Source organism: Arthrobacter alpinus (assembly GCF_900105965.1).
GTDB lineage: Bacteria > Actinomycetota > Actinomycetes > Actinomycetales > Micrococcaceae > Specibacter > Specibacter alpinus.
Genome location: NZ_FNTV01000001.1, coordinates 2,934,517 through 2,961,409, shown reverse-complemented (window position 1 = coordinate 2,961,409; position 26,893 = coordinate 2,934,517). Strand labels below are relative to the sequence as shown.

Genomic DNA, 26,893 nt, shown 5'->3' with positions numbered 1-26,893 from the left:
TTTTACCCCATACCCGCCCCGAGTGCCGCACCGGATCTGTGAAATCGCTCAAGTTCGACGCCGGACACCGCACCGGCCGCCGTGGTCACGAAGCCACCGTTTTTGGCCCGGAACAGGGATCCGCCGCCCGGGTGCTCGGCGACGAGACGGGCACCGATGTTGGACAGGACCTTGTTGGCGGCGGCGATATCCGGGGTCCGCCACACGACAGTGACCGCCAGCGGCGTGTCGTCGGCGGGGAGACGCAGATCGGTGGAGGGATCGGCCAGAAAGGTGAAGCCGTCGGGGGCCGTGACGCGCGCAGAGGTGCCGTGGGCGGATTCGATGAGTTCAGCGGCGGTGCCGTCCTCGAGGGTGCGGCGGACAAAGATCTCGCAGTCGCGCACCTCAAAGCCCAAATCCGTGGTGCCATCACCGGCGCTGCCAGCATCCACCGCGTGCACGCCTACCTTGCCACTGCCGGAGTCAAAGACGCGCCAACCGCCCTGGTTCTCCACGCAGCGCAACCCTTGAGTGAGGAGTTCCGCGGCGAAATCATCGATCCGTGACGTGTAGTGGACGGGGCGGACGCGCAGCATGGTTTCTCCTGGTGGTTCCGGGGGTGCTTCCAATATTAGTGTTGAGCCATGGCTGAACTTCCTGAACTCCTGCTCCCCGACTCTGCTGCCTGGCGCGAATGGCTGGTGCGCAACCACGAGTCCAGCCCTGGTGTGCGGCTGGTGCTGCACAAGAAGGGCGGGAATGTGACGGAGCTGAACTACGCTGCTGCACTGGACGAGGCACTGTGCTTCGGTTGGATTGACGGAGTGGCCGGCAAGCGCGACGACGGCAGTCACCTGCGCCGGTTCACGCCACGGACGCGGACCAGCAAATGGTCAAGAATCAACACCGGGCACTATGAGCGGCTGGTCGCGGCGGGGCTCATGCAGCCGGCAGGGACGGCAGTAGCGGATGCAGCGAAGGCCGACGGTCGATGGGAGATTGCCTACTCCGGGCAGGCGGATGCCCAAGTCCCCGATGATCTTGCCGAGGCGATTTCTGCCAGTCCACGGGCGCAGGCGATGTTTGACGTGCTCACCTCGGTCAACCGCTATGCCTTGATTTACCGCACCAACTCGGTCAAGACCCCGGCCGTCAGGGCGTCAAAGATCGCCGGATTCGTGCAGATGCTCGAGGCCGGCGAGACACCGTATCCGCAAAAAAACCGTCCGTAACGCGCGGCTTTTTCGCGCCTAGAGGGAGGCCGCCGCCGCGAGAACTGTCCAGCGCTGCACTGCCGCCGAAAGCTGGGCGGGTGGTTCGCCGCCGAGCCGGGCAGCCGTCTCGAGGACCATGGTCGACGCCGTCTCCCGGCTTCGTGCCGGCAGCCGCAAGTCCTGGGCCGCGAGCGCCAGATACCTGCAGAGGATTCCAGTAAAAAGGCTGCCGTCTCCGCCTGGCTCCAGCCGCAGGCCTTGACCGGGCGTGTGGAGGCCCCGGCCAACAGCCTCGATCAGTGCCGTTGCATCGGTGAGGTCTTGCGGCCGGCCAAGTTTCAGGAGTGCGGCCAGGATGGGCCCCTGGTTGTAGGTGTAGACGGTGCGCTCCACGTCCCGGCCCGTGGCCGACGGGTGGATACCGTCGAGATACAGTCCCGTCTCTGGATCGAAGAGCTCTGCGCGTAACCAGCCCACAATTGCCCCGGCAGTGTCCGATTCGCCCATGCGGGCAAAATGAAGAGCAGCCGGTCCGTTGGCGGGGGTGTTTTTGAAATCGCGTTTTCGGGACCAGTAAATGCCACCGCCCACCACGGAATCGTGGGCGCCGTGCAGCTGCTTGGTCAAAGTCTTGACAGCATGAAGCGCAAGCGGTGAGCTTCTGGCCTCCAGGCGCACAGAGAGCGCGTTGAGTCTCCCCGCTGCGAGCGCCAGCCAAGCCATGTCATCGAAGTAGTAGTTGGGAAACACCCCAAAGTTGCGGATCAAGATGCCCCTGAGAAGCTGTCGGGCCTGGCGCAACGCTGCGCGAGCGGTAATCCGATCTGCTTGAGACAACGCCTGGAACGCGGCATCGATGATGGAGTCGAGATAGTGCGATTGCCACCAGTAATGCCATTGGGACCACGGCCGTTGGCGCGTATCCGTTCGACGCCGCCGGCCGGAGGGAAGGTGGGCATCGGGACCTTCTGCTGCGCCTGCTTCCAAGGCGCCAATCCAGGTTCCGGGTATTCCCATCAGGCGGTGGCCAAAGCGGGTGTTCACGTCTGCGCCGGCCTCTGCGGCGAGCGCGGCCCACGTGGTGGCCGGGTTGCGGGCGTGTGCGTCAAAGCCAGTCATGGAGTAAAGCGTACTGTCCTGCCTGTCCCAGACGCTGCATCACTTAACGTCGGCTTTTCGTCAACGCTGCATCACCTCGCGGGATCCCGCCGCGGGAGGAACCCACCTGCCAGAAATTTTGGTTAGTATGCATTAACGCAACATCTTCCGGCCCCGCAGCGGGCGCACCTCAACGAGGAGGAACCATGGAAATTTCGAATAACGGCACGGTCGCGCTCATTACGGGAGGCGCGTCCGGCTTGGGTGCGGCAACGGCGAGGCGGCTACATGCGGCTGGGGCCGCCGTGGTACTTGTTGACCTGCCAAACTCAACCGGCGCGGACCTTGCCGCCGAACTGGGCGAGCGCGCCGTATTTTCTCCGGCCGATGTGACCAATGAGGACCAAGTACGTGCCGCCATCGAGGCCGCTGCCGGGTTGGGGACGCTTCGAATTGTGGTCAATTGCGCCGGAATTGCGACGCCGGGCAAGGTTCTGGGGCGTGAGGGTGTGCTGCCGCTGGAGCAGTTCAGCCGCGTGGTCCAGATCAATCTGATCGGCACCTTCAACGTGGTGCGGTTGTGTGCCGAGGCCATGGCCACCGCCGAGCCGCTGGCGGGGGAGTTCGGCGCCGAGCGCGGTGTCATTGTGAACACCGCATCCGTCGCTGCCTTTGACGGCCAGATCGGGCAGCCCGCCTATGCCGCGTCCAAGGGTGCCGTCGCCGCCATGACCCTGCCACTGGCGCGCGAGCTGGCCCGTTCGCTGATCCGCGTGGTCACGATTGCGCCAGGCATTTTTGAGACACCCATGCTGGCCGGGTTGCCACAGGCCGCGCAGGATTCGTTGGGCCAGCAGGTCCCGCACCCCTCGCGCCTGGGCAAACCGGCCGAATACGCCGCACTCGTGGAACACATTGCAGCGAACGCCATGCTCAACGGCGAGACCATCAGGCTCGACGGCGCAATCCGGATGGCGCCGAAATGAGCACGTTGCCCGCCGCGGACTTCTATGACTTTGAGTCATTGCTCAGTGCCACGGAGACGGCCAAGCTGGCGCAACTGCGTTCGTTCCTCGCAGCAGAGGTGGCGCCGCACGCCGTCGGCTGGTGGAACGAGGCGCAGTTCCCGGCGCACATCCTGCCCAAGATCGCCGCGCTGGACCTCGCCGCCCCGGACCGCCGCCAACTGAGCCATCTCTTCACCGGGCTGGTTGTGGCGGAGATGACCCGCGCTGACACCTCGATGGCCACGTTCTTCCTGGTTCATCACGATCTCTTCGTCCAGGCGCTGATCGACTTCGGCTCGGAGGAGCAGAAGGCACGGCTGCTCCCGGACGCGCTCATGCTGCGGAGCACCGGCGCCTTCGCACTAACCGAGCCGGACCATGGCAGCGACGTGGCCGGTGGGATGGTCACTACCGCTCAGCGCGTGAGCGACGACGGCGGCACCCACTGGGTGCTTAACGGTGCCAAGCGCTGGATTGGCAACGGGACGTTTTGCGACCGGATGCTGCTGTGGGCCCGTGACGCTGAGGGTGGGCAGGTGCGGGGATTTTTCCTGGACGCCTCCGCACCCGGCGTGGTGCGGACCAAGATTGAAAACAAGATCGCCCTGCGAACCGTCCAAAACGCACACATCACCCTGACGGACGTGCGGGTCGAAGAGGAAGACCGGATTGCCACGGTTAACTCATTCGTGGATATTAACAAGTTGCTGTTGGGATCACGCATCTCCGTTGCCTGGCAGGCCGTGGGGCAGCAACTTGCCGCCTTTGACGTGGCCCGCGCCTACGCTGTGAAACGCCAACAGTTCGGCCGGCCGATCGCCTCATTCCAGATGGTGCAGGACCAGTTGGTGAGAATGCTCGGCAACGCAACCTCGTCGCTGGCCATGATGGTCCGCATCGCGGGGCTCCAGGATGGCTCGGACGGGGGCCCCTCCATGGCGCAGGTTGCCCTGGCAAAGGCACACACCACGGCAGCCATGCGGGAGACGGTAGCCCTCGGGCGATCCATTCTGGGCGGCAACGGGATCGTGAGCGATTACGGCATGGCGAAGATCTTTGCCGATGCCGAGGCGATATACACCTATGAGGGCTCGCACGAGATCAACACACTCATTGCCGGCCGGGCCATCACAGGCGTCTCCGCGATCGTCTAAGGCGCCGAGACGAGCCGTTAGCGGGGGTCGCGCTCGCCGGCTTCGATGGCCAAGGGCAGCCTGTTCTGAATAACTGGTGCGGGGCAGGTGCCGTAGTCGGTGAAGGCGCTGGGGTAGTTGATGGACCGGTTGAAATCCACCACCACTGAACCGTCTGGCCGTGGGCGAGTCAGCTCCACCTTGCGCCAGTGCGAGGTAGTGTCATCGTTGCTGGCATCGCGGAAGGCCACCACCAGGGAACCAAGCGATCCCTCCTCCGCGGCGAGGGAGTACTGGACACCGAAGAGTTCAAAGGACACCTCACCAACCAGCACGGCGCGCCCGGCAACTTCTGGGTTGGCTGTCTTGATGACCTCAGCACGAGGGGCAGAGTAGGGGGTAAAGGTGCCGGTGACGACCAACTCAGGGTTGTAATCAAACACGGGAACACCGGCAAAGTTCACCAGAGTGGGCGACTCGGAGTCGCGGGTGCGGATCATGTAGCGATTGGCCCGTACACCCAGCTCAACCACCACGGACCCGGCAGAAACCCAGTTCAGAGACTCTTCATCCACCAAATCGGCGGTTATGGTGCCGATCACCGGCTCCCCAGTCGAAACCAGCGTGAGGTGATCCTCGACGGCGGCGGTGAGGGACGCCGTCGTGCCTTCAAAACCCCACAGTCCGGGGACTCCGGCCAAGGGGGACGGGGAGGTGGGCAGCCATTGGAAGGAGGTCAAGGTGAGCCAGCCGTGGGGACCGGCCAGCGAGGTGTTGCGACCGGTGCGGAAGCGTTCCCATCGCTGGGTGAGGCGGTCGAGTTCGGCAGTGTTGGTGCTCATGATGCTCCTTGCAGACTGTGCGGAAGATCCACACTACCCACAACGATTTCGGCTGGGCGCGTATTCCAAGACGTCGCCGAGGCACCAACCGAAGAAGCACAAGTGATGGAAGAATGGACCCATGGCAACAAGATCAACACACTCACCCAACGCCGCACTCAATAAGGACATGTCCCGATTCCCCCTGGGCAACGCCGTCCCGCTGGATGCGCAACGCACGGAACTGACGTTGACCCGGCAGTACGCGGCGGCCCCGGAGGTTGTCTGGGCCATGCTCACCGATCCGGAAAAAACCCAGATGTGGTGGGCCAAGGTGCGCGGCCAGGCCAAAACCGGGTCCTCCTTTGACGTGAAGTGGCTCAATCTCAAGGACGAGGGCCACGGGATCGAAAGCGACTGGTGGTATGGCCGGATCGTGGAGGCCAACGAGCCCTCCCTGCTGGAATTCTCCAATGACATGCACGGGCGCATCCGCATTGAGCTGACACCGGCAGAAAACGGAACCCGGCTGGTCTTCAGCAACGTCATTGCCGTGCAGCCGGAAGTGGTGCTGATGTCGCTAGCTGGTTGGCATGTCCACCTTGATCATTTGCAGGAAGCCTTGGACGGCAAGAGCGTTGACTGGCAGCACTGGTGGGATGATTTCTACCCTTGCTGGGAGCAGGCTCACGCACTCTACGCCGGCGCCTAAACACCTCAGTATCTGAGACAGATTGGCTCCGCCGCTCCAACGCAACGTAAGATCCAAAAGGCCCTGTCTTGGGCCCCACCGTATCCAACGATGCATACGAGCACCCCAGATTCACAGACCGTAAGGACGCTGACTCATGAGCTCAGACTTGCAATCCAACCCTCAGGGCGCCGCTCAAGAACCGGAGCAGGACACAGACCTGCGTGCCGATGTGCGCCGCGTCAGCACCCTCTTGGGCGAATCCCTGGTCCGCCAGCACGGCCCCGAGCTGCTGGCCATGGTGGAGCAGGTTCGCCTGCTGACCAAGGAATCCAAGGAAGCCGCGCGCGGCGAATCCGGCACCGGCCCGTGGAGCGCGAACGACGTCGCAGAGCAGGTCCGTGAGGTCCTCGCCTCCCTGCCACTCGAGCAGGCAACCGATTTGGTGCGCGCCTTCGCGTTTTACTTCCACCTAGCCAACGCGGCCGAGCAGGTACACCGCGTGCGCAGCTTGCGCTCACGTCCGGAAAAGGACGGCTGGCTCGCCAAGGCCGTTACCGAGATTGCCGAAAAAGCGGGTGCCGAGGCGCTGCAAAAGGTAGTCAACGAACTCGATGTGCGCCCCATCTTCACGGCTCACCCCACGGAAGCCTCACGGCGTTCGGTGCTGGATAAGATCCGCAAGCTCTCCGACATCCTGGCCACGCCCTCCGAAGAGGGCAGCACCGCCCGCACGCGCCAGGACCGCAAGCTGGCCGAAATTATTGACCAGATGTGGCAGACAGATGAGCTTCGCAAGGTCCGCCCCACCCCCATGGATGAGGCCCGGAACGCGATTTACTACCTGCGCAACATCCTCACCGATGCCATGCCGGAGGTCCTGACCGAACTCAGCGACCTGCTGGGCGAGCACGGTGTCTCCCTGCCGGCCGACGCCGCCCCGCTGCGCTTCGGCTCCTGGATTGGTGGAGACCGCGACGGCAACCCGAACGTCACCTCCGAGGTGACGCGCGAGGTCCTGATCCTGCAAAACCAGAACGCCGTGAAGATCTCCCTGGTCCTGATCGATGAGCTGCTCAGCGTCCTCTCCAACTCCAGCGCCCTCTATGGTGCGGACGCTGCGCTGACTGATTCCATCGCCGTCGATCTTGCCAACCTGCCCGCGATTGACCCGCGCGTTCTTGAACTCAACGCCGATGAGCCTTACCGCATGAAGCTCACCTGCATCAAGGCCAAGCTCATCAACACCCAGAAGCGTGTGGCTGCTGACGGCTACCATGAGCCCGGCCGCGATTACAGCGCCACCTCCGAGCTCCTTGCGGACATCGAGCTTTTGGAAGCATCGTTGCGCAACAACTCCGCAGCACTCGTGGCCGACGGCGCACTCGCCTCGGTACGCCGCGCCATCGCCTCCTTCGGCCTGCACCTGGCCACGCTGGATATCCGCGAGCACGCTGATTACCACCACGATGCCGTGGGTCAGCTGATGGATCGCGTGGGCGAGCTTGCCAAGCCCTACGCCGATCTGGACCGGGCCGAGCGCCTCGCTGTTTTGGGCACCGAGCTGGCCAGCCACCGCCCGCTGTCCGGTCACCCGATCGAGCTCGACGGCGCAGCGAACGGTACGTACGACGTCTTCCGTGTGGTTCGCCGCGCCTTGCGCACCTACGGTCCGGACGTAGTGGAGACGTACATTGTCTCCATGACCCGCGGTGCCGACGATGTCCTGGCCCCTGCTGTGCTGGCCCGCGAAGCCGGCCTGGTCCAGCTGACAGGCGAGAACCGTTACGCGAAGATTGGCTTCGCCCCGCTGTTGGAAACCGTGGACGAGCTCCGAGCTTCAGCAGAAATTGTTGACCAGCTCCTCTCCGATCCCTCGTACCGCGAATTGGTGCGCCTGCGCGGAGACGTGCAGGAAATCATGCTCGGCTACTCGGACTCCAACAAGGAATCCGGTGTGCTGACCAGCCAGTGGGAGATCCACAAGACCCAGCGCAAGCTGCGCGATGTGGCCCTCAAGCACGGTGTCAACGTGCGCATGTTCCACGGCCGCGGTGGTTCCGTGGGCCGCGGTGGCGGACCCACGTACGACGCCATCATGGCCCAGCCGAACGGCGTTCTGGAAGGCGCCATCAAGTTCACAGAACAGGGCGAGGTCATCTCCGACAAGTACTCCCTGCCGGAACTGGCCCGTGAAAACCTTGAACTCTCGCTGGCAGCCGTCATGCAGGGTTCGGCGTTGCATCAGGCTCCGCGCCACTCGGACGATGACCTTGAGCGTTTTGGCGCCATCATGGAAGTTATGTCCGATGCCGCCTTTGATACGTACCGGACGCTCATTGACCACGAGGACCTGCCTGCCTACTTCCTGGCCTCCACCCCCGTGGAGCAGCTCGGATCGCTGAACATCGGCTCACGCCCGTCCAAGCGCCCCGACTCGGGCTCCGGCCTGGGCGGTCTGCGAGCGATCCCGTGGGTATTCGGATGGACCCAGTCACGCCAGATCGTGCCGGGCTGGTTCGGTGTTGGCTCCGGCCTGAAGGCTGCTCGTGAAGCCGGCCGTTCCGAAGACCTGAAGGAGATGCTCAAGCACTGGCACTTCTTCTCCTCCACCATCTCCAACGTGGAAATGACGCTGGCCAAAACGGATATGGACATCGCCGCGCACTACGTGGCCAGCCTGGTTCCCGCCGAGCTGCAGCACCTGTTCACCACGATTCGCGCAGAATACGATCTCACCGTGGCTGAACTTCAGCTGCTCACCGGCGAGAGCGAACTGCTGGACAACCAGCCGCTGCTCAAGCGTTCACTGAACGTCCGCGATCAGTACCTGGACCCCATCTCGTACCTCCAGGTGGAGTTGCTGCGGCGCGTCCGTGAAGCAGACATCACCAAGTCCGAGGTGGACGAGCGCTTGCAGCGGGCCATGCTGATCACCATCAACGGTGTGGCCGCCGGCCTGCGCAACACGGGGTAGTCACCCACTTTGAAAATGCCGCCGTTCCCGCATATTGCCGCCGCTACAGCTGCGGCAATATGCGGGAACGGCGGCATTTTTGTGTGGAGCCCGTTCCAAATAGGCTGGAGCCATGCCTTCCTTCCGCGCCACCCTTCAAATCACCGGCCTGCGTCCTGGTCACGCCCCTGAAGATGTCATGAACATGGCTGTTGCCACTGTGGAGTCCGCCCACGTTGTTGAGGCCAACCAGCTGGACATCGTGGCAGGTGTCCCGCGCATCACCGTGCGGTTCATGGTTGAGGCAAGCGAGTACGACGCCGAGAACCAGTTTGCGCGCAACGCCGCCGTCTCGATGGCTCACGGAGTCAACGAGGTGGCCACTACGGGTGCGCTGCGCAGCTACCGCAGGTCAGCGGGAAAGTGGCTCGCGCTCTAGACAGCGGACATTTCTCATCACCGCCACAGGCTAAATTCTTATGTGATGCGGATCACATAAGATTGACCGTGACGAATCTACCGGTCAGTACGCCTTATCTGTGTAGGCGCCAACAAGGCGCCGAGCTAGAAGAAGAATCTAAACGAAAAACTTCGGGAGTGATTATTTTGACTACTCAGCCTCAGATCAAGAACCAGGCCAGCAACCAGGGCGCTACGAGCGCACCGGCCAAGCAGACGGTCACGAGCCGTGGAACCACCACAGTGGCTGACGGTGTTGTCGCCAAGGTTGCCGGCATCGCAGCGCAGGACATCCCCGGTGTGTACGCCTTGGGCGGCGGGGCAGCCCGCGCGTTGGGAAGCATTCGCGAAGCCGTGGGCCAGAAGGATCTCACCCAGGGCGTCAGCGTTGAAGTTGGCCAGACCCAGGTAGCCGTGGATGTGACGCTTGTTGTGGAGTACCCCCACCCGCTGCAGAAGGTTGCCGACGATGTTCGGGACGCAATCTACGCCGCCGTCGAAGACGTTGTGGGCATGGAAGTGACCGAGGTCAACGTCTCCATCACGGACATCCACATCGCATCAGAGTCTGATGAGTCTGATGAAAAGCTCGTCGCAGCCAAGCGGACCGATGACCAGGGCGGCCAGCGCGAAGCCCGAGTCTCATGAGTGCCACCATTGCAGGAACGGCGATAGCCGCCACCTTGGCCATCTGTGCCCTGGCCTTCGGATTCTGGGCCATGCTTCTGGTGGCACTGTTCATGGCCGTGGGTGCCGTGGTGGGCCGAAGCATTGACGGCCGCTTGGATCTGCGTGGCGTTCTCGACGCCCTTCGCGGCAAGCGCACTTCCTCATGAGTGCCGGCACGCTGGGGTTTGAGCAGGAAGCACAGCTAGCCAACCACCACACCATGCGTGCCGGATACACCAGCATTTCCTCCGGCACCATGCATCAATTGGTTGCAGCCATCGCCGCCGACGCCTTCAACGTTCCGCTACGGGACGTGCGGGCCGGGATCCACGATGGGCAGGGGCAAGTCAGCGTCCAGCTCGCCGTGCCTCTGGTCATCCCGATGCCGCCTGAGACCGCGGGCAAGGAACAAGTAAAGAACCGTGCTGGCACCCTGTTCGAGCGCGCGGCAGAGGCCAGGAAAATTGTGGCCCAACGCCTCCATGATCTGGCCGGGACAAGCGTAGGGCAGGTGGATATTCGGTTCACCGGTGTCCACCACGGAAAACCATCAACCGCAGGGAGGGTCCTATGAGAGATATGCAGGCAGTGCAGCCACAGCTGATCAAGCGGCTGAACCTGCGGGAGACGCGTTCCAGCCGGTCCTTCTTGTCCATCGCGAGCGCCATTGTTGTATTCGTGGCCGTTGTTTGGCTGGGGGTTGAACAGGTGCTTTCGTTCAAGGGAGATCCAGCCTTGCTGGTGGCGCCGGCAGAGCTGGCCAGCCGCACGGCATCCTTGGCCACGGACACCATCCCCGGAGCGCTTGCCGCAGCCGGTACGGTCGCAGCTTTGTTGGGCCTGGCCCTTTTGGTGGCAGCATTCTTGCCCGGCACCAAGCCGCGGCACATCATCGAAAACGATCGCTCCGCCGTCGTTGTTGACAGCGAAGTTCTCGCCGCAGCCGTCTCACGGACTGCCCGCACGGCAGCGAGGCTGGCCCCTGAACAAGTGGCCAGCAGCGTCAGTCGCAAGCGTGTTGACGTGAGAATCCGCCCCGGCGCTGGCCGGAGCGTGGACACGAATGCCATTCGCGAAGCAGTGGAACGCGAGATGGCCGGTTACGGGCTTCGCAAGCCCTTGGCCATCACTTTTTCCACCGGCTCGCAAGGGGCGGTGGGAGCATGAACGGCACCAATCGCGGTCTGAACCGCGCATTGCTGGCCGTGTTCGGTCTGGTACTTGCCTTGGCAGGAGCTGCCGCACTAGTGGCGGGGACCAACAGGGGATTCGCCCAACGTTGGACCTTCGCCGGCACCACGATCTGGGCCCGCATTCAGGAACGGCTGGATGCGGCCCGGATTCCAGGAACGGACACCAGTTGGTGGACCGTTGCGCTACTGGCATTGCTGATCCTGATTGCCGTGTTGTCCGTGTGTTGGATTGCCTCACAAGGCACCGGCCGCAGCAACCAATTGGCTCGGCAGGACAGTGATGCCGGAAGCACAAGAGTCGACACCGCAGTGGCCGCGCAGGCAATCAAGGCCGCGCTGGCAGAGAACACTCAGGTTCTTTCAACCTCGGTTCAGTCGTGGAAAACACGGGGCACCGCAGGCAGAACCGGACTGAAAATCAGTGTTCAGGCGCGGAAGGGGGCCTCGCCTGCTGAGGTGAGCGCCGCCATCGAACAGCTTGTGGACGGCCTGGATGAACTTCTGGGCATCCAACTTCCCGTTCTGGTCCGTATCAAGGCCGGAACGCGCAGCAAATTTGCCCGCACAGAACGCGTGGCATGAGGAACTACTAAAGGAGCACACCATGGGATTGACAGACAAGATCAGCAACAACACCGAAAAGGGTCTCGGCTCGGCTAAAGAAACGGCCGGCAAGCTGCTGAACAACCCAGAGCTTGAACAGGAGGGCCGCACCGATCAGGCCTCCGCATCAGCCAAGCAGGCCGGCGAAAAGGTCAAGGACGCCGCCAAGGACATCAAAGACGGCTTCACCAACTAAGTAGGAACACAACAAAAGGAGCAAACCCGTGGGTTTCTTTGGATTTATTTTTCTCGGCTTGATCGTAGGAGCGATTGCTAAGGCAATCATGCCCGGCAAGGTGGGCGGCGGCTGGGTTACCAGCATCATCTTGGGCATTGTGGGCGCCATTGTTGGTGGGTGGTTGGGATCAATCATTTTCAACGCTGATCTCGGTACGTTCTTCAACATCAAAACCTGGCTCCTGTCCATTGGTGGCGGCCTGGTAGTTGCCGCGGCTTACGGCGCCATCCGCGGCCGCAAGTAGCGCAAACACCCCGGCCGGCAGGCGCTTGCATCCTGCCGGCCAGTAGTGCCTATAGGCTCAGCCTCAAGTAACCATGACGGCCTTGAAAGAAGAAAGGGCGCAAGCCGGTGAAACCTCAGCAAGACCTGCCGCATAAGCTCGCCGACGCTCCCGATCAGATGTTGGCCGAGCGAGCCGCCGACGGCGATGTTGCGGCCTTTGAAACGCTGGCCCGCCGCCACGGAGCCCTCATGCGCGCCTACGCCCGGCGCTTAACCCGTTCCTTTGACGAAGCCGACGACGTGGTTCAAGACGCGCTGGTCACGGCCTGGAAAGATATCGGGTCACTGCAAGATGGTGCCGCCGTGAAGGCCTGGCTCATGCGCATTGTTGGTCACCGGGCGGTCGACGCCGGACGCCGACGCAAGGTCCACGACAACCTCGATGACCAGGCCGATCCTGCCGACCGAAAACCTACTCCGGAGCAGGCCGCCGTGGCCGGGTCTGCCCGGCTGGCCCTCAGCCGGGCACTGGCCCGCCTTCCTGAGGAACAGCGAAGATGCTGGGTTCTGAAAGAATTTGGTGGTCAGTCTTACGACGAGATCGCCGAGGCGCTGGGAATTAGCGCCGCCAGCGTGCGCGGCCGGCTGGCCAGGGCACGGACCACGCTTGTGACGGAAATGGAGGAATGGCGATGAACCCCACGCATGATTGCGGCCGGCGCATCGAAGACCTCAGCGACTACCTCGACACCGGTGTCTGCGCCGATATCCAGCACGTTGAACACTGCCCGCAGTGCCAGGCGCGCCTCGCGGGGCTGCGCAGCCTGGGCGCCGCAGCTTTGGATCTAATGGCCGACGACGTTGCTTCCGCGGCTGCCGATGGCCCGGGCTGGCTCGATGGCATGTTGGCCAACCTGCGCATGGAAACCCGTGCAGGGCGTTCCATTCCACTCAGTGGTGGCCCGTTGGATGAACTGAGTGAGACAGAAGGCGCGGTTATTGCCATGGTTCGCTCTGTTGGTGACTCGCTAGGTGGCGTGTTGATAGGGCGCTGCCGTCTGGAAGGCGACGTCAGTGTTGCCGGTGCGCCTGTTGATGTACATATCAACGTTTCGGCCAGGTATGGGTATCCGCTGCCCCCTCTGGCACAGGAATTGCGGGACGCGGTAGCAGCCGAGATGCTGGTGCACACCGAGCTTAATGTTGTGGCTGTGCACGTGGCGTTCACTGACATGAGGCCGCCCTTGGACGACGCTGCTGAAATCGGTGGTAATGAAATCGACGTGACCGGAGAGGAACGGCCATGAGCCTAGAAGATCAGATTCACCAGTGGGTGATGGGCCTGGACGGCGTTGATACCGTGTATTCGGCCGATCCCTTGTGGCTGACGGCCGTCAAGCAACTGGGTGCGTTGGTGGGGGCGGGGGAATCCGCCACATCGGTGCCATTCGTGGTGTGTGCTGAGGAAGAGACCGATGACCGCCCCTTGATGACCGTCAAGGTACGCATCGGCACCGATGGTTCGGTGCCGGCGCCGGCACTGGCCCGATCAGTCGCAGCCGAAATCCGTACCCTCGTGGTGGGCCAGCGACCCGAAGTGGACGTGAAAACAGTCGTGGAGGTCGCGGCCCTGGGCGTCTAGGTGGACTCCACTGGCCGAGTTTGTCGAGCCCTATTTGTGGTTCGGGAACTCGGCCAGTTCCAGATTTGAGGAGTACTTGACGGGCTCGCGGGTCAGCGGATCGGTGAAGGAAATACTGTGGGCCAGTAGCTGCAGGGGTTTGGTGTAATCGTCCGGAGCCTGGTCAAACAGGACCGGGTAGAACGAGTCGTTGAGGATCCCGATGCCCTGTGAGGCCAGGTGCACGCGCAACTGGTGCGTCTTGCCTGTATGCGGTTGCAGGTCATACAGCCCCAGTGTCTGCCCCGACGCGGCGTCAATCCGGGTATCCATGAGCTCAATGCGCGTTTCGGCGTTGGGTTCACCCTCGATTTCCTGGGCAAGGAGGTAGGTGCGGGACTTGATCATGCGGCTACGTAGCACCAGCGGGAATTCCAGGTCTTCGCGGACGGGCGCCACCGCCCGGTAGGTTTTTTCGATGCGTCGCTTTTCAAAGAGCAGCTGGTACTTGCCCCGAGTTTCCGGGTTGGCGGAGAACAGCAGCACGCCGGCCGTCATGCGGTCCAAACGGTGGATCGGGACAAGATCCGGCAGATCGAGAAGCACACGCAGGCGAACCAGGGCCGATTCCTGCACGTACATGCCGCCCGGGGTGGTTGGCAGGAAGTGTGGCTTGTCCACCACAACCAAGTTCTCATCCTGATGCAGGATGGAGATTTCCACGGGGAGGCGATCTTCTTCGGGGAGTTCGCGGTAGTACCAAATGAACATGTGCTCGTTCAACGGTGTGGTGGGTGTGACGATTTCCCCGTCCAGCGCCCGGACCTCGCCGCGTTCAAATCTCTCGACGATTCCGGCTGAATCGACGTGGCCGAACTTCTCCAAGACAAAGTCCATCGCCGTGTCCCAAGGACCTTCAGCGGGCACTCGCACTCGGGTTGCATTGACGCCATTGCGCACGGGAAGGGGAGATTTCATCACCTTTCAAGAGTACCGAGGGTTCCATGGCGCCCAGACCAGCCGGGATCGGCAGGGTAGGCTGGCCACATTGTCGCCGAAAGGATGCGTCTTGCCCGGTTCGTTTGCCCCGCTCATCCGCCGCCGCGCAGTGTTGGCGAGTGCCGCCGTCGTTCTTGGGGCAGCCTTAGGCGGCTGTGGTTTCACTGTCCGCCGCACCAGTGGCCCACCAACGTTCACCCCGGAAGAACTCGTGGACATCGGGGAGTTTTCCACCCTGGACGAACTGGGGATCGCCAGAGCCAAGGAATCACAATCGCTGCGGCTGGATTTCCGTGCGGGCACCATTGCCAAGGCCGACGTCGGACTGCCGGACTCCTCCCATGGCCCGGACGTGGTTGCCAATAAGGGCGAAAAGTTGCAACTGACCATCAGGGGCACCACAGGAACTCTCGAAGCGGACACCGATCACGTGCGCTTCTTCACCACCGACACCAGCCCCGAGTTGAGCGTTGTCACCTATTTCTTGACTGCAGAAACGCTCGACGAGTATGGGCAGCTGTTGCGGGATGCCGTATCTGACTACGGGTTGGATTCGGAGGCGGTGGAGCGCTGGATCGAGGGAACCCGGGATGATCCCGGCGGTAAGTCCAGCTATGCCGTGGGCGTGGGGGACTCCTTGGGGTTCGATGTTGGGTACGATCTGCGCTACGACGGCGGCAAGGAAATCCAGGTCATCATTGTGAGTGTCTCAAAGCTTTCGCAGTAACTACCGCGAATCAAGTGAGGCAGGCGGGCGGCTAGCCAAGGTGCTTGATCATGCGACGTTCGGTTTGTCCTGAGGACTCGAGGTATTGCAGCTGATCGGTGCCAATGAAGCCAGCTCGCTGGTAGACGTTGATGGCGCGCTCGTTGTCACTGATGACCCACAATTCCAGGATGCCTCGCGAGATTTCCCTGGCGTATTCTTCAACGCCGGCAAGCAGCGCCCCGGCCACACCGCCGCCCCATGAATCGGGTGCCACGGCAAGGTAAAAGATCTCCAGGGTTTCTTCATGTGGGGCAAATAGTGTGAAGCCAACGGAGCCTTTACTGTTGGTGGCCAGAATCAACTCGGCACCTGCAAGGTCCAGCCGCCGCTGGATCCCGGGCAGTGTTTTCTCAACGGGGTCGGACTCGGAATTCTGATCCCGACGGGCCTTGGCGAGGGACCAAATTCTTGCGGCCTCGCGCTGAGCTTCGAATTCGCGACTAGTGGTCAATTTCAGTGGTGCGGTCACCTCAATATCGTGTCACAGGAGTTCCTGCGTGAACGAAGGGGAACGGATCTACGCGGAGGCGGAATGAAACACTTGGTCTGCCGGGCCTGTTCCCAGGGGGTGAGGCAGGCTCCGCCTGACATACTCGGACCATGACCGTTGCCTTCGAATGCATCACCCGGGCCAACCTCCCCAAAGCCCAGCTGTTTGATTTGGCGCGCAGCATTGACGCCCATACCGAATCGATGGCCGCATCACGGGAGCAGGCCATTTCCGGGGTTACCTCCGGTCTGATTTCCTTGGGCGAAGACGTGACGTGGCGGGCCTGGCATTTTGGGCTACCGCTGCGGATGACGAGTCGGGTTACGTGCATGGAGGCGCCGGACGTTTTCATCGACGAGCAGATCAGCGGTCCATTTCAACGCTTCCGGCACGTCCATGAGTTCAGTGAGCTTGCCGGTGTAACCACCATGATTGACCGTATTGAGTTCCAAGCACCGTTTGGTCCGCTGGGGCGGCTGGTGGAGAAATTGTTTTTGGCCAGTTATTTACAGAAGTTGATTGAGACGCGAAACCGGCACCTCGTAGGAGATGCCAGCCTCGGTTAGTGGAGGGCCGCAGTCTCAGATGAGGATATCGTCCCAGTCGAATTCGGTCACAGTACCGTTTTCCCAGTCTTGGCGCAGGATCGCGTAGGCGATCGAAGCGACGTATCCGCCGTCGTTGTTTGGCCAAGCCAAACGGTAGTGGGCCTCCTTGAGGAAGCCCGCGCGGATGAAGGTCTTGCGCATCGCGATATTGTCTTCCCGAGTTTGCCCTTCGAAACGCCTGACCTCGGGCATGGTGGTGAAGACCAGGTTGCACAGCGCGCGCAGAACCTCCACTCCAATACCTTTTCCCCGGTGGGCTTCCCCCAGGCGAAGGTCAAAAAGCGGCGAACCAGCGTCCTGGAGGTCCTCCAGGGATGCCAAACCGATGCGGATTCCCTCGGACAGCACCCAGTAGCCTTGGGTGTCCGCGTTCCAGAACCGGCCGTTTTCGATGCCCTGCCGGACATTCGGAGTCTCGGGTGCGGCCTGGACATGGAAGGGGAACCGGTTGCTCGAAAGGAACGCCATGACCTCGTCAGCGTCCGCCGGCGTCATCGGCTCAAAACTGATGGACATGCTCGCAGCCTAGCTGACGGCCTTTTTGAGCAGCTCTACCAGCTGTTTCTGATCTGCGGCACTCAACTTGGTGACGGCAAAAGAACTCGGCCAGAAATTGCCTTCGTCGAGGTTGGCGTCTGGCTGGAAACCAATCGTTGCGTAACGAACCTTGAACTTGGCCGCGCCCTGAAAGAACACCACGACCTTGCCATCAGCGTTGGTGTACGCGGGCATTCCGTACCAGGTCTTCGCGCCCAGGCTTGTGTGCTTCTTGACCAGATCGTGAAGCGTTTGGGCCAGCTCCTGGTCGGTGCCACTGAGTTCGGCGATTGCGGCGAGGCAGGCTTCCTCGAGGTCCGCTCCTAATTTTGCTGCCTTGGCTTCCGCTGCGGCCGCCCGCATTGCAGCCTTTTCCTCTTTGCTGAAGGTGGTGTTCACGGCCGTGTCCTCTCGAAGATCTGCTTTTGCTCACTCACTCTAGGCGGAACCACGGTGGGGCGCTTCTTTGATCCTGCTTGCCTTATGACCCATGACCGGATCACCGGTAGGCTCGCACAATGATTGGACAGGTTGATGAAGTGGTTGTGAATTGCCAGGATCCGTCGGCGCTGGCGAGGTTCTGGTCAGCCGTTCTTGGCGGTGAGCCGGTGGACCGAAATGAGTCATGGTCTTTTGTGGACCCACCCGGGTGGACCCGGTTGGCCTTTCAGAAAGTGCCCGAGCCAAAGCACGGCAGGAACCGGCTCCACATTGATGTGCTGGTGGATGATGTTCCGGAGGCCACCATCGCTGCCATTGCTCTTGGTGCCGTGAAGGTCGGTGCAATTCACTCAGATTCCGTGGGCACTTTTCAGGTGCTCTTGGATCTCGAAGGCAACGAATGGTGCGTTGTGCGCCCGGTGACGGGCGCCAACTAGGAGCCCTGACAGCGCGGGCACCAATATATGTCCCGTGGCGCATGTGTAGGGAATGCCGGATCGCCCAGGGTTTCTTGGCGTATCAGGGAACCGCAGCGTTTGCACGGTTTCCTGGCGAGCCCGTATACCCAGGTGGCCGCCTCGCCGCGCGCCGGTCCACCCGTTGTTGACCGGGTTGCCCTGTCCTTGTTGGCCTCGAGCAGCCGCTTGGCCAGCCCAATCATCCGCGGCAGGTCCGGGACGTCCCCAACGGCCGTTTCCGGATGGACTCCGCCCAGGAAACACAGCTCATTGCGGTAAATATTGCCGATTCCCGCAAGATTTCGCTGGTCCAACAATGCGACTCCGATTGCCCGCCCGGGGTCCGACAGCAACCGGCGCAATGCTTCCTCGTCATCCCAATCAGGACCCAGCAGGTCCGGACCAAGGTGTCCGACGGCGTCGCCCACCAACGCTTCCGGCAGCACCTCCAGCGTGCCCAAGGAAAACCCGACGGCCGTTGCCAAGTCAGTTTTCAAGACAGCCCTCGCCGTGAACGCGGGCCGCCGCCAGCGCGCCGGAGGGCCACCAGCCGCTGAAGGATAAATATCCCAGTGCCCCTCCATGGACAAGTGCGAATGAATAATGTGTCCCGCCACGAACATCAGCAGATGCTTGCCACGCGAGGCAACAGAGGAGACCGGCTCGCCACTGAAATCGACGGTGGCATAAGCCGGCACCCGGAAATCACTCGAGACCAACGTTTGTCCTTCGAGAACCGCGCGCAAGTCCCGTGCTTGGCGCCAAACAGTATCTCCCTCAGGCACGGATCCGCACCCCTCGCGGGGAGCTGTAGGCGCCGGCGGTCAACAAGGCTGCTGCCAGGGGAGTGGTCAGGACCTCCACGCCGTTGACCTTCTCTATGGCCATCTTGTCTATCGCTCCGCGCTTGACCACCTGAACCAGGGCTGCGGCGGCCAGCGAAACAGCGGCTTCATCCTCGCTAAAGCACAACAAGGTGCGCCCGCCCCGTTCAACATACAGAACCAAAGTGCCGTCGACCATCACCACCAAGGCCCCGGCCTTGCGCCCAGGCCTGTGTCCGGAATCCAGGGGCGGCCACGGCAGTGCAGCGCCATATGGGTTGGCGGGGTCGGTGGCCGCCAGGGCCAGGGCCTGCGGCGCACGTATCTTCAGGGCCGCATCCTCGCTGAAGGTGCGCAACCGATCCACGGTGGCCGACACCGCAAATTGTGCTGCGCCAAGATGCTCGATGAAGTAACCACGGCGACATTTTCCGCCTTCTTCCAGCCGTGCGAGGACTTTGTACATGAGCCCGAATCCGCCCGGAATCCCTTGATTCATGACGGATCCGCGCGTCACCACACCGTACCTATCGAGGAACAGCTCGGCGAGGGCGTGGCCGCGCAGCGTGGCCTGGGCACTGGATACTTCCTCGTTGGGGCCTGCAGGCAGGAGGCTCCAACGCCCGGCACCCATGGGAGGTGCGCCGCGTTGCACACCGGCGGCCCGTCCGGGCAGCCGCCCGTATCGTCCCGCCCTGGCAGGTCGCAACCGCGAGGGAGGTGTCTTTTGCTTGTGGGCCGTGTGACCGCCGGCAAGCAGCGCCCGGATGGGCGAGAACGTGTCGTTGCTGACGCGCCCAGCCCACAGCAGATCCCACAAAGACGTGGTCAGCTCGGTATCTGAAGCGATAATGTCAGGACCCTCGGCCGTCATTTCCCGCAGTTGATGGAAGAAGTACGCGCCGCCGTTTTCCAAGGCTGCAAGCACCTTCTGGTGCAGTTCGCCCGGGGTGAAGTCAACGGTTGGCGCAAGTGTGAGATCAGCCGATTCCGCAATGTGCAGACTCAGCCAGCCATCATTGGAGCCCAGCGAACCGGCGCCGGATACCAGAACCTCGCCCGTCGCCGTCAGCTCGTCCAACATGGCGGGTGAGTAGTCAGCAACCCTCGCCGCCAGCACCAAGGGTTCCCACGCCGACGCCGGAATGGGCACGCCCGCCAGCTGGTCCACCACCGTCAGCACACCGTCCAATCCGCGCAAAGCAGGCGAGTTGGAAGCTGCTGTGATGTGTTGCCAGGCAGGCAGGAACCGCCCGTAAGTCCCAGCATCAACCGGCTCCACCTCGGCCCGCAACGCGGCGAGCGAGCGGCTTCGCAACTGCCGCAGCACCTGAACATCGCACCACTCGCTGCCTCCGTCGGTGCGCGCCAACCCGGCTGGCAAAAACTCCCCCTCCGTGACCCGCTTGTCCGCGGCAAGCCTGGCAAGCCCGGAATGCACGACGGCGATACCCAGTCCCAGCCTTGCCGCAACGTCCGCTGCGGTAAAGGGCCCGTGAGTGCGGGCATAACGGCCGATCAAGTCCCCGAGCGGATCGGCCACGGGCTCGATGAAAGCCAGTGGCACGCCCATGGGCAGCGGAATCCCGAGGGCATCACGCAGGCGGGCGGCGTCTTCTATGGCGGCGAAGCGTTCCTCACCGCCCAGGTTCACTCGCAATGCGCGGTTCGCGCCGGTCAGCCCTGCCAAATGCGCCGCAGTGTCGGCCAGGTGGGCCGGTGAGATGGCAGCGTCAGGCGAGTGCCCGGCGTCGTCCCATACTGGGGAAGGCGCCTCCAAGGCGTTGGCGGGGACCAATCTTTCGGCAAGCTCTGAAACTGTGAGGGGGCCGAGCAGGCGCAGCAGATCTGCCGCACCTTCCATGCCGCGGGCGCGGCGGTCTTGGTCTTTGCCGCGGCCGGCGAGCCGCTGGAGCTGGGCCTCGGTGGTGGCGATGACTGTGGGGTCCAAAAGCTCGCGGAGCTCGGCCCTGCCCAGAAGTTCGTCCAGCAAGGCCGGGTCCAGAGAGAGCGCCGCGGCACGGCGCTCGGCCAGAGGGGAATCGCCTTCGTAAAGGAAGCTCGCCACGTAACCAAAGAGCAGGGAACGGGCAAAAGGCGAAGGTTCGCTGGTGGTGGTTTCCACGATGCGCAGCTCGCGACGCTCAATCGAGGCGGCGATGTCCTTCAGGGCGGGCAGATCGTACACATCCTGCAGGCATTCGCGTACCGTTTCCAGCACGATCGGGAACTGCGGATACTTCCGCGCTACGTCCAGCAGCTGGGCCGAGCGTTGGCGCTGCTGCCACAGGGGTGAGCGCTTGCCCGGATTCTGCCGGGGCAGGAGCAGTGCGCGGGCGGCGCACTCCCGGAAACGGCTGGCGAACAGGGCGGAGCCGCCCACCTCGGCGGTCACGATGCCATCGAGTTCCTCCGGATCAAAAAGGAACAGGTCGGCGCCGGGAGGCTCGTCGTCCATGAGGGGCACCCGCAGCACGATGCCGTCGTCGGAGGCCATGGCGGAGCCGTCCAGACCGTAGCGTTCGTGCAGGCGGGCGGCGACGGCGAGGGCCCACGGGGCGTGGACCGGCATGCCGAAGGGACTGTGCAGCACCACGCGCCAGTCGCCCAGCTCATCGTGGAAGCGCTCCACCATGAGGGTTTTGTCGTCCGGGACTACCGTGGTTGCGGCTTTTTGCTCGTCCAGATATCCGAGTAGGTTGTTGGCCGCCCACTCATCCAGACCTGTGGCCGTGCAGCGGGCCAGCGCTTTCTTGCGCGGGGCGGCGCTGACCTCGCGGATGAACGCGCCCAGTGCCCGGCCCAACTCCACAGGGCGGCCCAGGGAGTCGCCCTTCCAGAACGGCAGCTTGCCCGGTTGTCCAAACGCGGGGGAGACCAGAACCCTGTCAAAGGTGATGTCCTCGATCTTCCAGCTCGTGGCGCCGAGCGCAAAGACATCGCCAACGCGGGACTCGTAGACCATCTCCTCGTCGAGCTCGCCAACACGCCGCCCTCCCTTGTTGGCTGTCCCGGGCGTCCCTGGTTCTTCGGAACCGACAATGAAGACCCCGAACAGTCCGCGGTCCGGGATGGTTCCTCCGGAGGTTACTGCGAGCCGCTGCGCACCTGGCCGCCCCGTGATGGTGCCGGCGGTCCTGTCCCAGATGATGCGTGGACGGAGTTCGGCAAACTCGTCCGAGGGGTAGCGCCCGGCCAGCAGGTCCAAGGTGGCATCGAAGGCTGAGCGGGGCAGGGCAAGAAAAGGTGCACTGCGGCGCACGGTTTCAAACCACACGTCGACGTCGAGGGCTTCCAGCGCCGTGGCCGCAACGGTTTGCTGGGCCAGGATGTCCAGTGGGTTCGTGGGAATGGAGAGCGGCTCAATCTGGCCGGCCAACATCCGTTCAACGGTCACCGCTGAATGCAACAGGTCCGCCCGGTGCTTCGGGAACAGCAGACCCTCGGAAATCTCGCCCACCTGGTGCCCGGCTCGCCCCACACGCTGCAGGCCACTGGCCACCGACGGCGGTGACTCCACCTGGATCACCAAATCCACGGAACCCATATCGATGCCCAGTTCCAGGCTGGAGGTGGCCACCACAGCGCGCAGCCGGCCCGATTTTAGATCGTCCTCAATGAGCGCACGCTGCTCCTTGGACACCGAGCCATGGTGCGCCTTGGCCAGCACATTGGGCGCTCCGGCCGTGGCACCGGCCTGCGCCATCATCTCCGCCGGGAGTCGAGTTGGGGATCGCTGATTGAGTTCGTTGATATCGGTCGCCGGGGTCTGGACCGGCTCGACCAGCGAATCGAGCTCCAGCCGCTCCACATAAATCTCATTGAGCCTGCCCGTGAGCCGCTCGGCCAATCGGCGGGAGTTCGCGAAGATGATGGTGGAGTTCTTGGCCAGCACGGCGTCGACGATCTTTTCCTCAACGTGCGGCCAGATGGACGAATTCGGGGCAAGACCCGAGGCTGGGCCGAGATCGTGAGCTGAGGCGAGTGCGGGAAGTTCAGTCATGTCGGCGACGGGCACTGTGACGGTCAGGTCCCAGGTTTTAGTGCTGCTAGGTGCCACGATCGTCACCGGGGCGTTGCCGCCGAGGAAGCGTGCCACCGTGGAATGTGGTTCTACCGTGGCCGAGAGGCCGATGCGCTGGGCCGGAATTTCCAACAAGGCATCGAGCCGTTCAAGGGACACTGCCAGGTGCGCGCCGCGCTTGGTCCCGGCGACCGCGTGGACCTCGTCGATGATGATGGTGCGGACATCGCCCAGCGTTTCGCGCGCCTTGGAGGTCAGCATCAAGTACAGGGATTCGGGCGTGGTGATGAGAATGTCAGGTGGGTTGGTCAGCAAACGGCGGCGCTCATTGGCCGGGGTATCCCCGGATCGTACGCCCACGCTGACATGGGGTGCCGCGAATCCCAGCCGGGCCGAGGTCTGCGTGATGCCGATCAACGGCGCCCGCAGGTTCCGCTCAACATCAACTCCCAGGGCTTTCAAGGGTGAGATGTAAAGGACCCTCGTGCCAGTCTTATGACCGGCGACGGGGGGCAAGGTGAGGCCCGGCAATTGCCCAGGATCCGGCGTCGTACCTGAAGAAGCGGTCTTGGCGATGAGACCGTCCAGTGCCCAGAGGAAAGCGGCAAGGGTTTTACCCGAGCCGGTGGGGGCCACCACCAGCGAGTGGGCGCCGCCTGCGATTGCTTTCCAGGCGCCGGTTTGTGCGGGCGTAGGGGAGCCGAACGCGCCAAGGAACCATTCGCGCGTGGGTGCGGCGAATTGGCTCATTGGGGCTGTTGACTTTGTTCCCTCCACGGCTCCATCATGCCGCATGCCTGGGACATTGTTGCGACGTGGCGAGGGCGACACCGCCTCCGGTGCATGAGTGTCAGTAGCAGGCGGTAATCTATCGGTAGGAGCGGCAATGGTTGCCGGGGCCGGTCCGGCGTAAATCGTGTGCCTGCCTTAGCTCCTGAAGGATGTTTTGAGGGGGAGGGCGGAGGCAGTGCAGACACGGCACATTGGGAACAATTGGGTTCCGTTGCTGGGCATGTCGTTCCTGTTCTTGCTCGGCAGCGCCATCAGCATGATGACCTTGCGCGGAAACGGTGCCTCATCCGGCTTCTTCGTGCTGGCGTCACTCTTGCTGGCGGTGTTGAGTGCGGCCTGGCTGTGGAAAAATCCCTCCTGGTGGTTGGCGCCGCGAAATCATTACCTCTACCTGGCCGGTGGAGCGCTCGTCGGCATGATCCTGGCTTCCCTCGTGCCCTTCCTCAATGGTGCGGGGCCTTGGTTCATACTTGGCGGTGCCGTGATTGTTTATGGCCACTTTGAGCGATTGCGCCTTCTCATGACCATTGGCGGTGCCGTGGCTTTCACCGGTTTCCTCACGATGGTTATTCACGCCGACGTGTGGGGCGGAGCCCTGCAACTGCTGACCGCGGCCCTGCTGGCATTTGGTTCGAACAAGCTGCACGTCCTGCGCCACGGACGACGTCGCGAGGCACAGGACAGCGACCCGGGCTTCATCGGGTCCTTCGAAGAATTCGATCCCGACGAGGCACTGCGCCCGTAACTTTTAAGGGTTGTTACGGCTGGAACGCGCCGATGGTCAGCAACTTAATGTCGGCGTTGCTGCACGCGGTCAATGCGTGCGGGATTTCCAAGCTGTCGGTTGCACTCGGCGGGTAGACCAGCACCGCATCGGTATCCACGTGTTGGCAGTCCTGGTAATTTCCGGCCTGGGTGTAGCGGAACGTGGCGGTGGCGTGCTCGCCTGGGGCAAGCGTGATGGGGCCGTTCGACGGAGCCTGCGCGTCACGCTCCGCCGGTGCGCCGATGGGCTCAATAGTGCCGGCCTGAACCAAGGAAACTCCGGGGTAGCCATCTAGAATGCAGCTGGCTTTGGAGCCATTGGTCAGCACAAGACTCATGTAGATGCTCCCTGCCGCGCCGCCCCCGGTGTCATCCAGGGCGCCCGTGAGCGAGGCTGCTGTGCAGAGGGGTGTGGCCGGCGTGGTTGTTGGTGCAGTTGTTGGCGCGGACGACGGCGTTGCCTCCGTGGGGCTGGCCGTGGCAGTTGCGCTGGGGCTCGCCTGGGTGGTGGCGGGTGAGGAGGTGGTTTCCGCGGCAAGGGGCAAGTCCTGGGCGCCACAGGCGGCGAGCACTGTGCCCAGTCCGATCAGGGCCGCCAGTGTAAGGAACTTGCCTGTGTGAAGTCGCTTGGTCGGGGTTCGCTGATCAGTTGTCATGACCCCACTTTTGCGTTCATGGTTTCTAGAGTCAATCTCCCCCGCCGCGCGAGCGCGATATGACGCCGCTCTCCGCTTGCTCTCCACCTGCGCAGAGAGCAGGTGGAGAGCAAGCACAGGGCAGGGAGGTGTTACGCCTTGCGGGTGGTGCGCCAGAAGGCCAAGCCACCCAGAACCAACCCGGCCAGCCCGGCTGCCAAGCCAATCCATGCCGGCCAGGAGGTGCCGGCGTCGTTCGTGTCAGTTGACGCGGCGACATCGGCAGAACCATGGGCGCCGTGAGCATCCTCGGCTACCGCGGCGGTGATTGTCAGTTCCGGCGCCGGTGCTTTCACTGAGTCATGGTCAGCACCGGCTGCGGGGATTTCCTTCCAGTCCGTCTGCCCGGTCTCACAGGTCTGCAGAGTGGGGAAATGCAGCGTGGTTCCGGCGGTTTCGGGCAGTTGCAGGGACAGTGTGAAGGTGTCGCGCTGGTGATCCTCCAGCGGGGTCTTCGCTGTGTAGGTGATGGACGCGGTGCGCTCGCTGACCTTACTGCCGTTGGCCAAGGTGATCGGGGTATCGAGCTTTTCCACCGACTTGCTAATGGTCCAGTTCGGGTTGACGGTGGGCGTAGCGTCGTTGAGCTCCTCTGGCAGGGAGATCCTCACGGCTGTGGTGGGCGAACCGTCGCAGCCGTGGCCCACCGAGAAAGTGACCAGAGAGGACGCACCAGCAGCGGTTTCTGTGGGCGTTGCGGACACGTGGGCGGAGGCTGCGCCGAGGCCAAGCATCATCAGGGCGGCGGTGGAGCCGAGAGCTGCGGTGGTCTTGAGGGTACGGGAAATACGCATGGGATAAAGCCTTTCGAACGCGGATTACGCGCAAGGTACGGGGAATGGACACCCCGCGACGAGTTCGAGGGGTGTTAAGCGAAAATTGCCGTCCGTACCGGCGGCCCGCGACGTGTATCCGGGCGAATGTTGCGCCATGGAAGCCTGGGGAGCGGACGCGGAATGACGCCGGCAGGGGCACTTGGTGCTGGCTGGAGGAGTACCACGGCGGCGCGCCGGTATAGCGGTCGCAACCAGCGTGCCAAGGACCAAAGCGCATTTTCGCCGTAGGCCAGCAGACCGGCCGCGGCCAAAGTTGCCACGATGTGGGCTGCCAACATCCAACCGGACATCGCGCTGGCATGGCCGATGGTTTCAAGGCCGCTGGCGCCCGTGGAAGTGGCCTGGGTCAGCATGGCCGAGGCATGTGCTTCCGGGGAAAGGGTGTGGTGGCCCAGAGTTTGGGCGGAGCCGCTATTTGTTACAGCGCCCGGCATCAAATGCGCGCTGTGGGACAGGACGTCAAAGCCCTTGTGCAGCACTACCTGGCTGCCAGCCAGGAGACCCAACATGGTGGGAAGTGTCAGGCGGAACTTTGTGACAATCGTTGAGAACATGATGTGTAAAGCCACGATGGCGGCCATGACGGGCCAGGCCGGGAGCGTGCCGCCGGCCAGGAGGTGCGCACCGGCCGCAAGGCCGAGGATGGTAGAGCCCACCAGGGTGGTTCGGAGCAATTTAAAGGGCGCGTGGTCCACTTCTGCTCCCTTCCGCCGTCCAGCCAACTTTCCCATCTTATCGGGGAATT

32 protein-coding genes are annotated in these 26,893 nt (G+C 62.9%); 20 read left to right on the top strand and 12 right to left on the bottom strand.

The features are described from left to right. Positions 1-2 precede the first annotated feature (2 nt). The gene (locus BLV41_RS13550) at positions 3-578 is read right to left on the bottom strand and encodes a hypothetical protein (RefSeq protein ID WP_074712094.1); all 576 of its coding nucleotides are present in this window, start codon (positions 576-578) and stop codon (positions 3-5) included. A 48-nt stretch (positions 579-626) separates the two neighbouring features. On the opposite strand from BLV41_RS13550, the gene BLV41_RS13545 reads away from it, so the two are divergent. Continuing rightward, the gene (locus BLV41_RS13545; RefSeq protein ID WP_074712092.1) at positions 627-1,214 is read left to right on the top strand and encodes a YdeI/OmpD-associated family protein; all 588 of its coding nucleotides are present in this window, start codon (positions 627-629) and stop codon (positions 1,212-1,214) included. An 18-nt stretch (positions 1,215-1,232) separates the two neighbouring features. On the opposite strand, the gene BLV41_RS13540 is transcribed toward BLV41_RS13545, so the two are convergent. Then, on the bottom strand, positions 1,233-2,315 hold the full coding sequence (locus tag BLV41_RS13540) for a glycoside hydrolase family 76 protein (protein WP_074712091.1): 1,083 nt from the start codon (positions 2,313-2,315) through the stop codon (positions 1,233-1,235). Between the two features lie 185 nt (positions 2,316-2,500). Between BLV41_RS13540 and BLV41_RS13535 the strand changes: the two genes are divergently transcribed. Together BLV41_RS13535 and BLV41_RS13530 are read left to right on the top strand one after the other, a co-directional pair. Next, complete coding sequence (locus BLV41_RS13535) at positions 2,501-3,280, top strand: 3-hydroxyacyl-CoA dehydrogenase (RefSeq protein WP_074712089.1); 780 nt, start codon at positions 2,501-2,503, stop codon at positions 3,278-3,280. Next, positions 3,277-4,455, top strand: coding sequence for an acyl-CoA dehydrogenase family protein (locus BLV41_RS13530; RefSeq protein ID WP_074712087.1), 1,179 nt, complete (start codon positions 3,277-3,279; stop codon positions 4,453-4,455). Before BLV41_RS13535 ends, BLV41_RS13530 begins: the two co-directional genes overlap by 4 nt. 17 nt (positions 4,456-4,472) lie before the next feature. On the opposite strand, the gene BLV41_RS13525 is transcribed toward BLV41_RS13530, so the two are convergent. Beyond that, a complete protein-coding gene (locus BLV41_RS13525) occupies positions 4,473-5,276 on the bottom strand; it encodes a DUF1684 domain-containing protein (protein WP_074712085.1) in 804 nt (267 codons plus the stop codon). A 121-nt stretch (positions 5,277-5,397) separates the two neighbouring features. On the opposite strand from BLV41_RS13525, the gene BLV41_RS13520 reads away from it, so the two are divergent. The 13 genes from BLV41_RS13520 (at position 5,398) to BLV41_RS13460 (ending at position 13,931) form a co-directional block, all read left to right on the top strand. Beyond that, the gene (locus BLV41_RS13520; RefSeq protein WP_074712083.1) at positions 5,398-5,967 is read left to right on the top strand and encodes an SRPBCC domain-containing protein; all 570 of its coding nucleotides are present in this window, start codon (positions 5,398-5,400) and stop codon (positions 5,965-5,967) included. Between the two features lie 136 nt (positions 5,968-6,103). Beyond that, positions 6,104-8,923, top strand: coding sequence for a phosphoenolpyruvate carboxylase (gene ppc, locus BLV41_RS13515; protein WP_074712081.1), 2,820 nt, complete (start codon positions 6,104-6,106; stop codon positions 8,921-8,923). A gap of 112 nt (positions 8,924-9,035) precedes the next feature. After that, complete coding sequence (locus BLV41_RS13510) at positions 9,036-9,341, top strand: hypothetical protein (RefSeq protein WP_044572869.1); 306 nt, start codon at positions 9,036-9,038, stop codon at positions 9,339-9,341. Positions 9,342-9,508: 167 nt separating this feature from the next. Next, on the top strand, positions 9,509-10,009 hold the full coding sequence (locus BLV41_RS13505) for an Asp23/Gls24 family envelope stress response protein (RefSeq protein ID WP_083360970.1): 501 nt from the start codon (positions 9,509-9,511) through the stop codon (positions 10,007-10,009). Continuing rightward, positions 10,006-10,197: a DUF2273 domain-containing protein gene (locus BLV41_RS13500; protein ID WP_074712080.1), complete on the top strand. Its 192-nt coding sequence runs from the start codon at positions 10,006-10,008 to the stop codon at positions 10,195-10,197. Before BLV41_RS13505 ends, BLV41_RS13500 begins: the two co-directional genes overlap by 4 nt. After that, the gene (locus BLV41_RS13495; protein WP_074712079.1) at positions 10,194-10,604 is read left to right on the top strand and encodes a hypothetical protein; all 411 of its coding nucleotides are present in this window, start codon (positions 10,194-10,196) and stop codon (positions 10,602-10,604) included. Before BLV41_RS13500 ends, BLV41_RS13495 begins: the two co-directional genes overlap by 4 nt. Continuing rightward, entirely contained in the window at positions 10,601-11,197 is a 597-nt protein-coding gene (locus tag BLV41_RS13490) for a DUF6286 domain-containing protein (RefSeq protein ID WP_139244328.1), read from the top strand. Before BLV41_RS13495 ends, BLV41_RS13490 begins: the two co-directional genes overlap by 4 nt. Beyond that, positions 11,194-11,805 (top strand): hypothetical protein, encoded by a 612-nt coding sequence (locus tag BLV41_RS13485; RefSeq protein ID WP_074712075.1) that lies wholly within the window; start codon positions 11,194-11,196, stop codon positions 11,803-11,805. Before BLV41_RS13490 ends, BLV41_RS13485 begins: the two co-directional genes overlap by 4 nt. Before the next feature lie 22 nt (positions 11,806-11,827). Then, positions 11,828-12,022 (top strand): CsbD family protein, encoded by a 195-nt coding sequence (locus BLV41_RS13480; protein ID WP_074712073.1) that lies wholly within the window; start codon positions 11,828-11,830, stop codon positions 12,020-12,022. 28 nt (positions 12,023-12,050) lie between these two features. After that, positions 12,051-12,308, top strand: coding sequence for a GlsB/YeaQ/YmgE family stress response membrane protein (locus BLV41_RS13475; RefSeq protein ID WP_074712072.1), 258 nt, complete (start codon positions 12,051-12,053; stop codon positions 12,306-12,308). A gap of 158 nt (positions 12,309-12,466) precedes the next feature. Continuing rightward, positions 12,467-12,985 (top strand): RNA polymerase sigma factor, encoded by a 519-nt coding sequence (locus BLV41_RS13470; RefSeq protein ID WP_074713317.1) that lies wholly within the window; start codon positions 12,467-12,469, stop codon positions 12,983-12,985. Continuing rightward, on the top strand, positions 12,982-13,596 hold the full coding sequence (locus BLV41_RS13465; RefSeq protein ID WP_074712071.1) for an Asp23/Gls24 family envelope stress response protein: 615 nt from the start codon (positions 12,982-12,984) through the stop codon (positions 13,594-13,596). Before BLV41_RS13470 ends, BLV41_RS13465 begins: the two co-directional genes overlap by 4 nt. Beyond that, a complete protein-coding gene (locus tag BLV41_RS13460) occupies positions 13,593-13,931 on the top strand; it encodes a hypothetical protein (RefSeq protein WP_074712070.1) in 339 nt (112 codons plus the stop codon). Before BLV41_RS13465 ends, BLV41_RS13460 begins: the two co-directional genes overlap by 4 nt. Positions 13,932-13,961: 30 nt before the next feature. Here BLV41_RS13460 and BLV41_RS13455 read toward each other — a convergent pair whose 3' ends face one another. Continuing rightward, on the bottom strand, positions 13,962-14,888 hold the full coding sequence (locus BLV41_RS13455) for a pseudouridine synthase (protein WP_074712068.1): 927 nt from the start codon (positions 14,886-14,888) through the stop codon (positions 13,962-13,964). Positions 14,889-14,979: 91 nt separating this feature from the next. Between BLV41_RS13455 and BLV41_RS13450 the strand changes: the two genes are divergently transcribed. Continuing rightward, on the top strand, positions 14,980-15,636 hold the full coding sequence (locus BLV41_RS13450; RefSeq protein WP_074712066.1) for a hypothetical protein: 657 nt from the start codon (positions 14,980-14,982) through the stop codon (positions 15,634-15,636). Positions 15,637-15,667: 31 nt separating this feature from the next. Here the strand turns inward: BLV41_RS13450 and BLV41_RS13445 are convergent, their stop codons facing one another. Beyond that, positions 15,668-16,147, bottom strand: a complete 480-nt coding sequence (locus BLV41_RS13445; protein ID WP_074712065.1) for a GNAT family N-acetyltransferase — start codon at positions 16,145-16,147, stop codon at positions 15,668-15,670. Positions 16,148-16,278: 131 nt separating this feature from the next. On the opposite strand from BLV41_RS13445, the gene BLV41_RS13440 reads away from it, so the two are divergent. Next, entirely contained in the window at positions 16,279-16,734 is a 456-nt protein-coding gene (locus BLV41_RS13440; protein WP_074712063.1) for an SRPBCC family protein, read from the top strand. Between the two features lie 15 nt (positions 16,735-16,749). Here the strand turns inward: BLV41_RS13440 and BLV41_RS13435 are convergent, their stop codons facing one another. After that, complete coding sequence (locus BLV41_RS13435) at positions 16,750-17,292, bottom strand: GNAT family N-acetyltransferase (protein WP_074712061.1); 543 nt, start codon at positions 17,290-17,292, stop codon at positions 16,750-16,752. A 9-nt stretch (positions 17,293-17,301) separates the two neighbouring features. Beyond that, a complete protein-coding gene (locus tag BLV41_RS13430; protein ID WP_074712059.1) occupies positions 17,302-17,712 on the bottom strand; it encodes a DUF1801 domain-containing protein in 411 nt (136 codons plus the stop codon). 119 nt (positions 17,713-17,831) lie between these two features. Between BLV41_RS13430 and BLV41_RS13425 the strand changes: the two genes are divergently transcribed. Continuing rightward, positions 17,832-18,191 carry a VOC family protein gene (locus BLV41_RS13425; protein WP_074712057.1) on the top strand — a complete coding sequence of 120 codons (360 nt, stop codon included), beginning with the start codon at positions 17,832-17,834 and terminating at the stop codon, positions 18,189-18,191. Here the strand turns inward: BLV41_RS13425 and BLV41_RS13420 are convergent. Both BLV41_RS13420 and BLV41_RS13415 read right to left on the bottom strand, forming a co-directional pair. Next, entirely contained in the window at positions 18,188-18,997 is an 810-nt protein-coding gene (locus BLV41_RS13420; protein ID WP_074712055.1) for a DNA-formamidopyrimidine glycosylase family protein, read from the bottom strand. The genes BLV41_RS13425 and BLV41_RS13420 overlap by 4 nt on opposite strands. Further along, entirely contained in the window at positions 18,990-23,810 is a 4,821-nt protein-coding gene (locus tag BLV41_RS13415) for a DNA glycosylase AlkZ-like family protein (RefSeq protein ID WP_074712053.1), read from the bottom strand. Before BLV41_RS13415 ends, BLV41_RS13420 begins: the two co-directional genes overlap by 8 nt. A 217-nt stretch (positions 23,811-24,027) precedes the next feature. Between BLV41_RS13415 and BLV41_RS13410 the strand changes: the two genes are divergently transcribed. Continuing rightward, positions 24,028-24,597: a hypothetical protein gene (locus BLV41_RS13410; RefSeq protein ID WP_074712051.1), complete on the top strand. Its 570-nt coding sequence runs from the start codon at positions 24,028-24,030 to the stop codon at positions 24,595-24,597. 13 nt (positions 24,598-24,610) lie between these two features. Here the strand turns inward: BLV41_RS13410 and BLV41_RS13405 are convergent, their stop codons facing one another. From BLV41_RS13405 to BLV41_RS13395, 3 genes are all read right to left on the bottom strand, one after another. Continuing rightward, a complete protein-coding gene (locus BLV41_RS13405; protein WP_074712049.1) occupies positions 24,611-25,273 on the bottom strand; it encodes a DUF4232 domain-containing protein in 663 nt (220 codons plus the stop codon). 131 nt (positions 25,274-25,404) lie between these two features. Further along, a complete protein-coding gene (locus BLV41_RS13400) occupies positions 25,405-26,106 on the bottom strand; it encodes a YcnI family copper-binding membrane protein (RefSeq protein WP_074712048.1) in 702 nt (233 codons plus the stop codon). Positions 26,107-26,180: 74 nt separating this feature from the next. Further along, positions 26,181-26,843, bottom strand: coding sequence for a hypothetical protein (locus BLV41_RS13395; protein ID WP_139244327.1), 663 nt, complete (start codon positions 26,841-26,843; stop codon positions 26,181-26,183). Positions 26,844-26,893: the final 50 nt, after the last annotated feature.

Coding starts and splice junctions, on each gene's coding strand:
- BLV41_RS13550 (WP_074712094.1), bottom strand. CDS start 578: ATGCTGCGCGTCCGCCCCGTCCACTACACGTCACGGATCGATGATTTC.
- BLV41_RS13545 (WP_074712092.1), top strand. CDS start 627: ATGGCTGAACTTCCTGAACTCCTGCTCCCCGACTCTGCTGCCTGGCGC.
- BLV41_RS13540 (WP_074712091.1), bottom strand. CDS start 2,315: ATGACTGGCTTTGACGCACACGCCCGCAACCCGGCCACCACGTGGGCC.
- BLV41_RS13535 (WP_074712089.1), top strand. CDS start 2,501: ATGGAAATTTCGAATAACGGCACGGTCGCGCTCATTACGGGAGGCGCG.
- BLV41_RS13530 (WP_074712087.1), top strand. CDS start 3,277: ATGAGCACGTTGCCCGCCGCGGACTTCTATGACTTTGAGTCATTGCTC.
- BLV41_RS13525 (WP_074712085.1), bottom strand. CDS start 5,276: ATGAGCACCAACACTGCCGAACTCGACCGCCTCACCCAGCGATGGGAA.
- BLV41_RS13520 (WP_074712083.1), top strand. CDS start 5,398: ATGGCAACAAGATCAACACACTCACCCAACGCCGCACTCAATAAGGAC.
- ppc (WP_074712081.1), top strand. CDS start 6,104: ATGAGCTCAGACTTGCAATCCAACCCTCAGGGCGCCGCTCAAGAACCG.
- BLV41_RS13510 (WP_044572869.1), top strand. CDS start 9,036: ATGCCTTCCTTCCGCGCCACCCTTCAAATCACCGGCCTGCGTCCTGGT.
- BLV41_RS13500 (WP_074712080.1), top strand. CDS start 10,006: ATGAGTGCCACCATTGCAGGAACGGCGATAGCCGCCACCTTGGCCATC.
- BLV41_RS13495 (WP_074712079.1), top strand. CDS start 10,194: ATGAGTGCCGGCACGCTGGGGTTTGAGCAGGAAGCACAGCTAGCCAAC.
- BLV41_RS13490 (WP_139244328.1), top strand. CDS start 10,601: ATGAGAGATATGCAGGCAGTGCAGCCACAGCTGATCAAGCGGCTGAAC.
- BLV41_RS13485 (WP_074712075.1), top strand. CDS start 11,194: ATGAACGGCACCAATCGCGGTCTGAACCGCGCATTGCTGGCCGTGTTC.
- BLV41_RS13480 (WP_074712073.1), top strand. CDS start 11,828: ATGGGATTGACAGACAAGATCAGCAACAACACCGAAAAGGGTCTCGGC.
- BLV41_RS13470 (WP_074713317.1), top strand. CDS start 12,467: ATGTTGGCCGAGCGAGCCGCCGACGGCGATGTTGCGGCCTTTGAAACG.
- BLV41_RS13465 (WP_074712071.1), top strand. CDS start 12,982: ATGAACCCCACGCATGATTGCGGCCGGCGCATCGAAGACCTCAGCGAC.
- BLV41_RS13460 (WP_074712070.1), top strand. CDS start 13,593: ATGAGCCTAGAAGATCAGATTCACCAGTGGGTGATGGGCCTGGACGGC.
- BLV41_RS13455 (WP_074712068.1), bottom strand. CDS start 14,888: ATGAAATCTCCCCTTCCCGTGCGCAATGGCGTCAATGCAACCCGAGTG.
- BLV41_RS13440 (WP_074712063.1), top strand. CDS start 16,279: ATGACCGTTGCCTTCGAATGCATCACCCGGGCCAACCTCCCCAAAGCC.
- BLV41_RS13435 (WP_074712061.1), bottom strand. CDS start 17,292: ATGTCCATCAGTTTTGAGCCGATGACGCCGGCGGACGCTGACGAGGTC.
- BLV41_RS13425 (WP_074712057.1), top strand. CDS start 17,832: ATGATTGGACAGGTTGATGAAGTGGTTGTGAATTGCCAGGATCCGTCG.
- BLV41_RS13415 (WP_074712053.1), bottom strand. CDS start 23,810: ATGAGCCAATTCGCCGCACCCACGCGCGAATGGTTCCTTGGCGCGTTC.
- BLV41_RS13405 (WP_074712049.1), bottom strand. CDS start 25,273: ATGACAACTGATCAGCGAACCCCGACCAAGCGACTTCACACAGGCAAG.
- BLV41_RS13400 (WP_074712048.1), bottom strand. CDS start 26,106: ATGCGTATTTCCCGTACCCTCAAGACCACCGCAGCTCTCGGCTCCACC.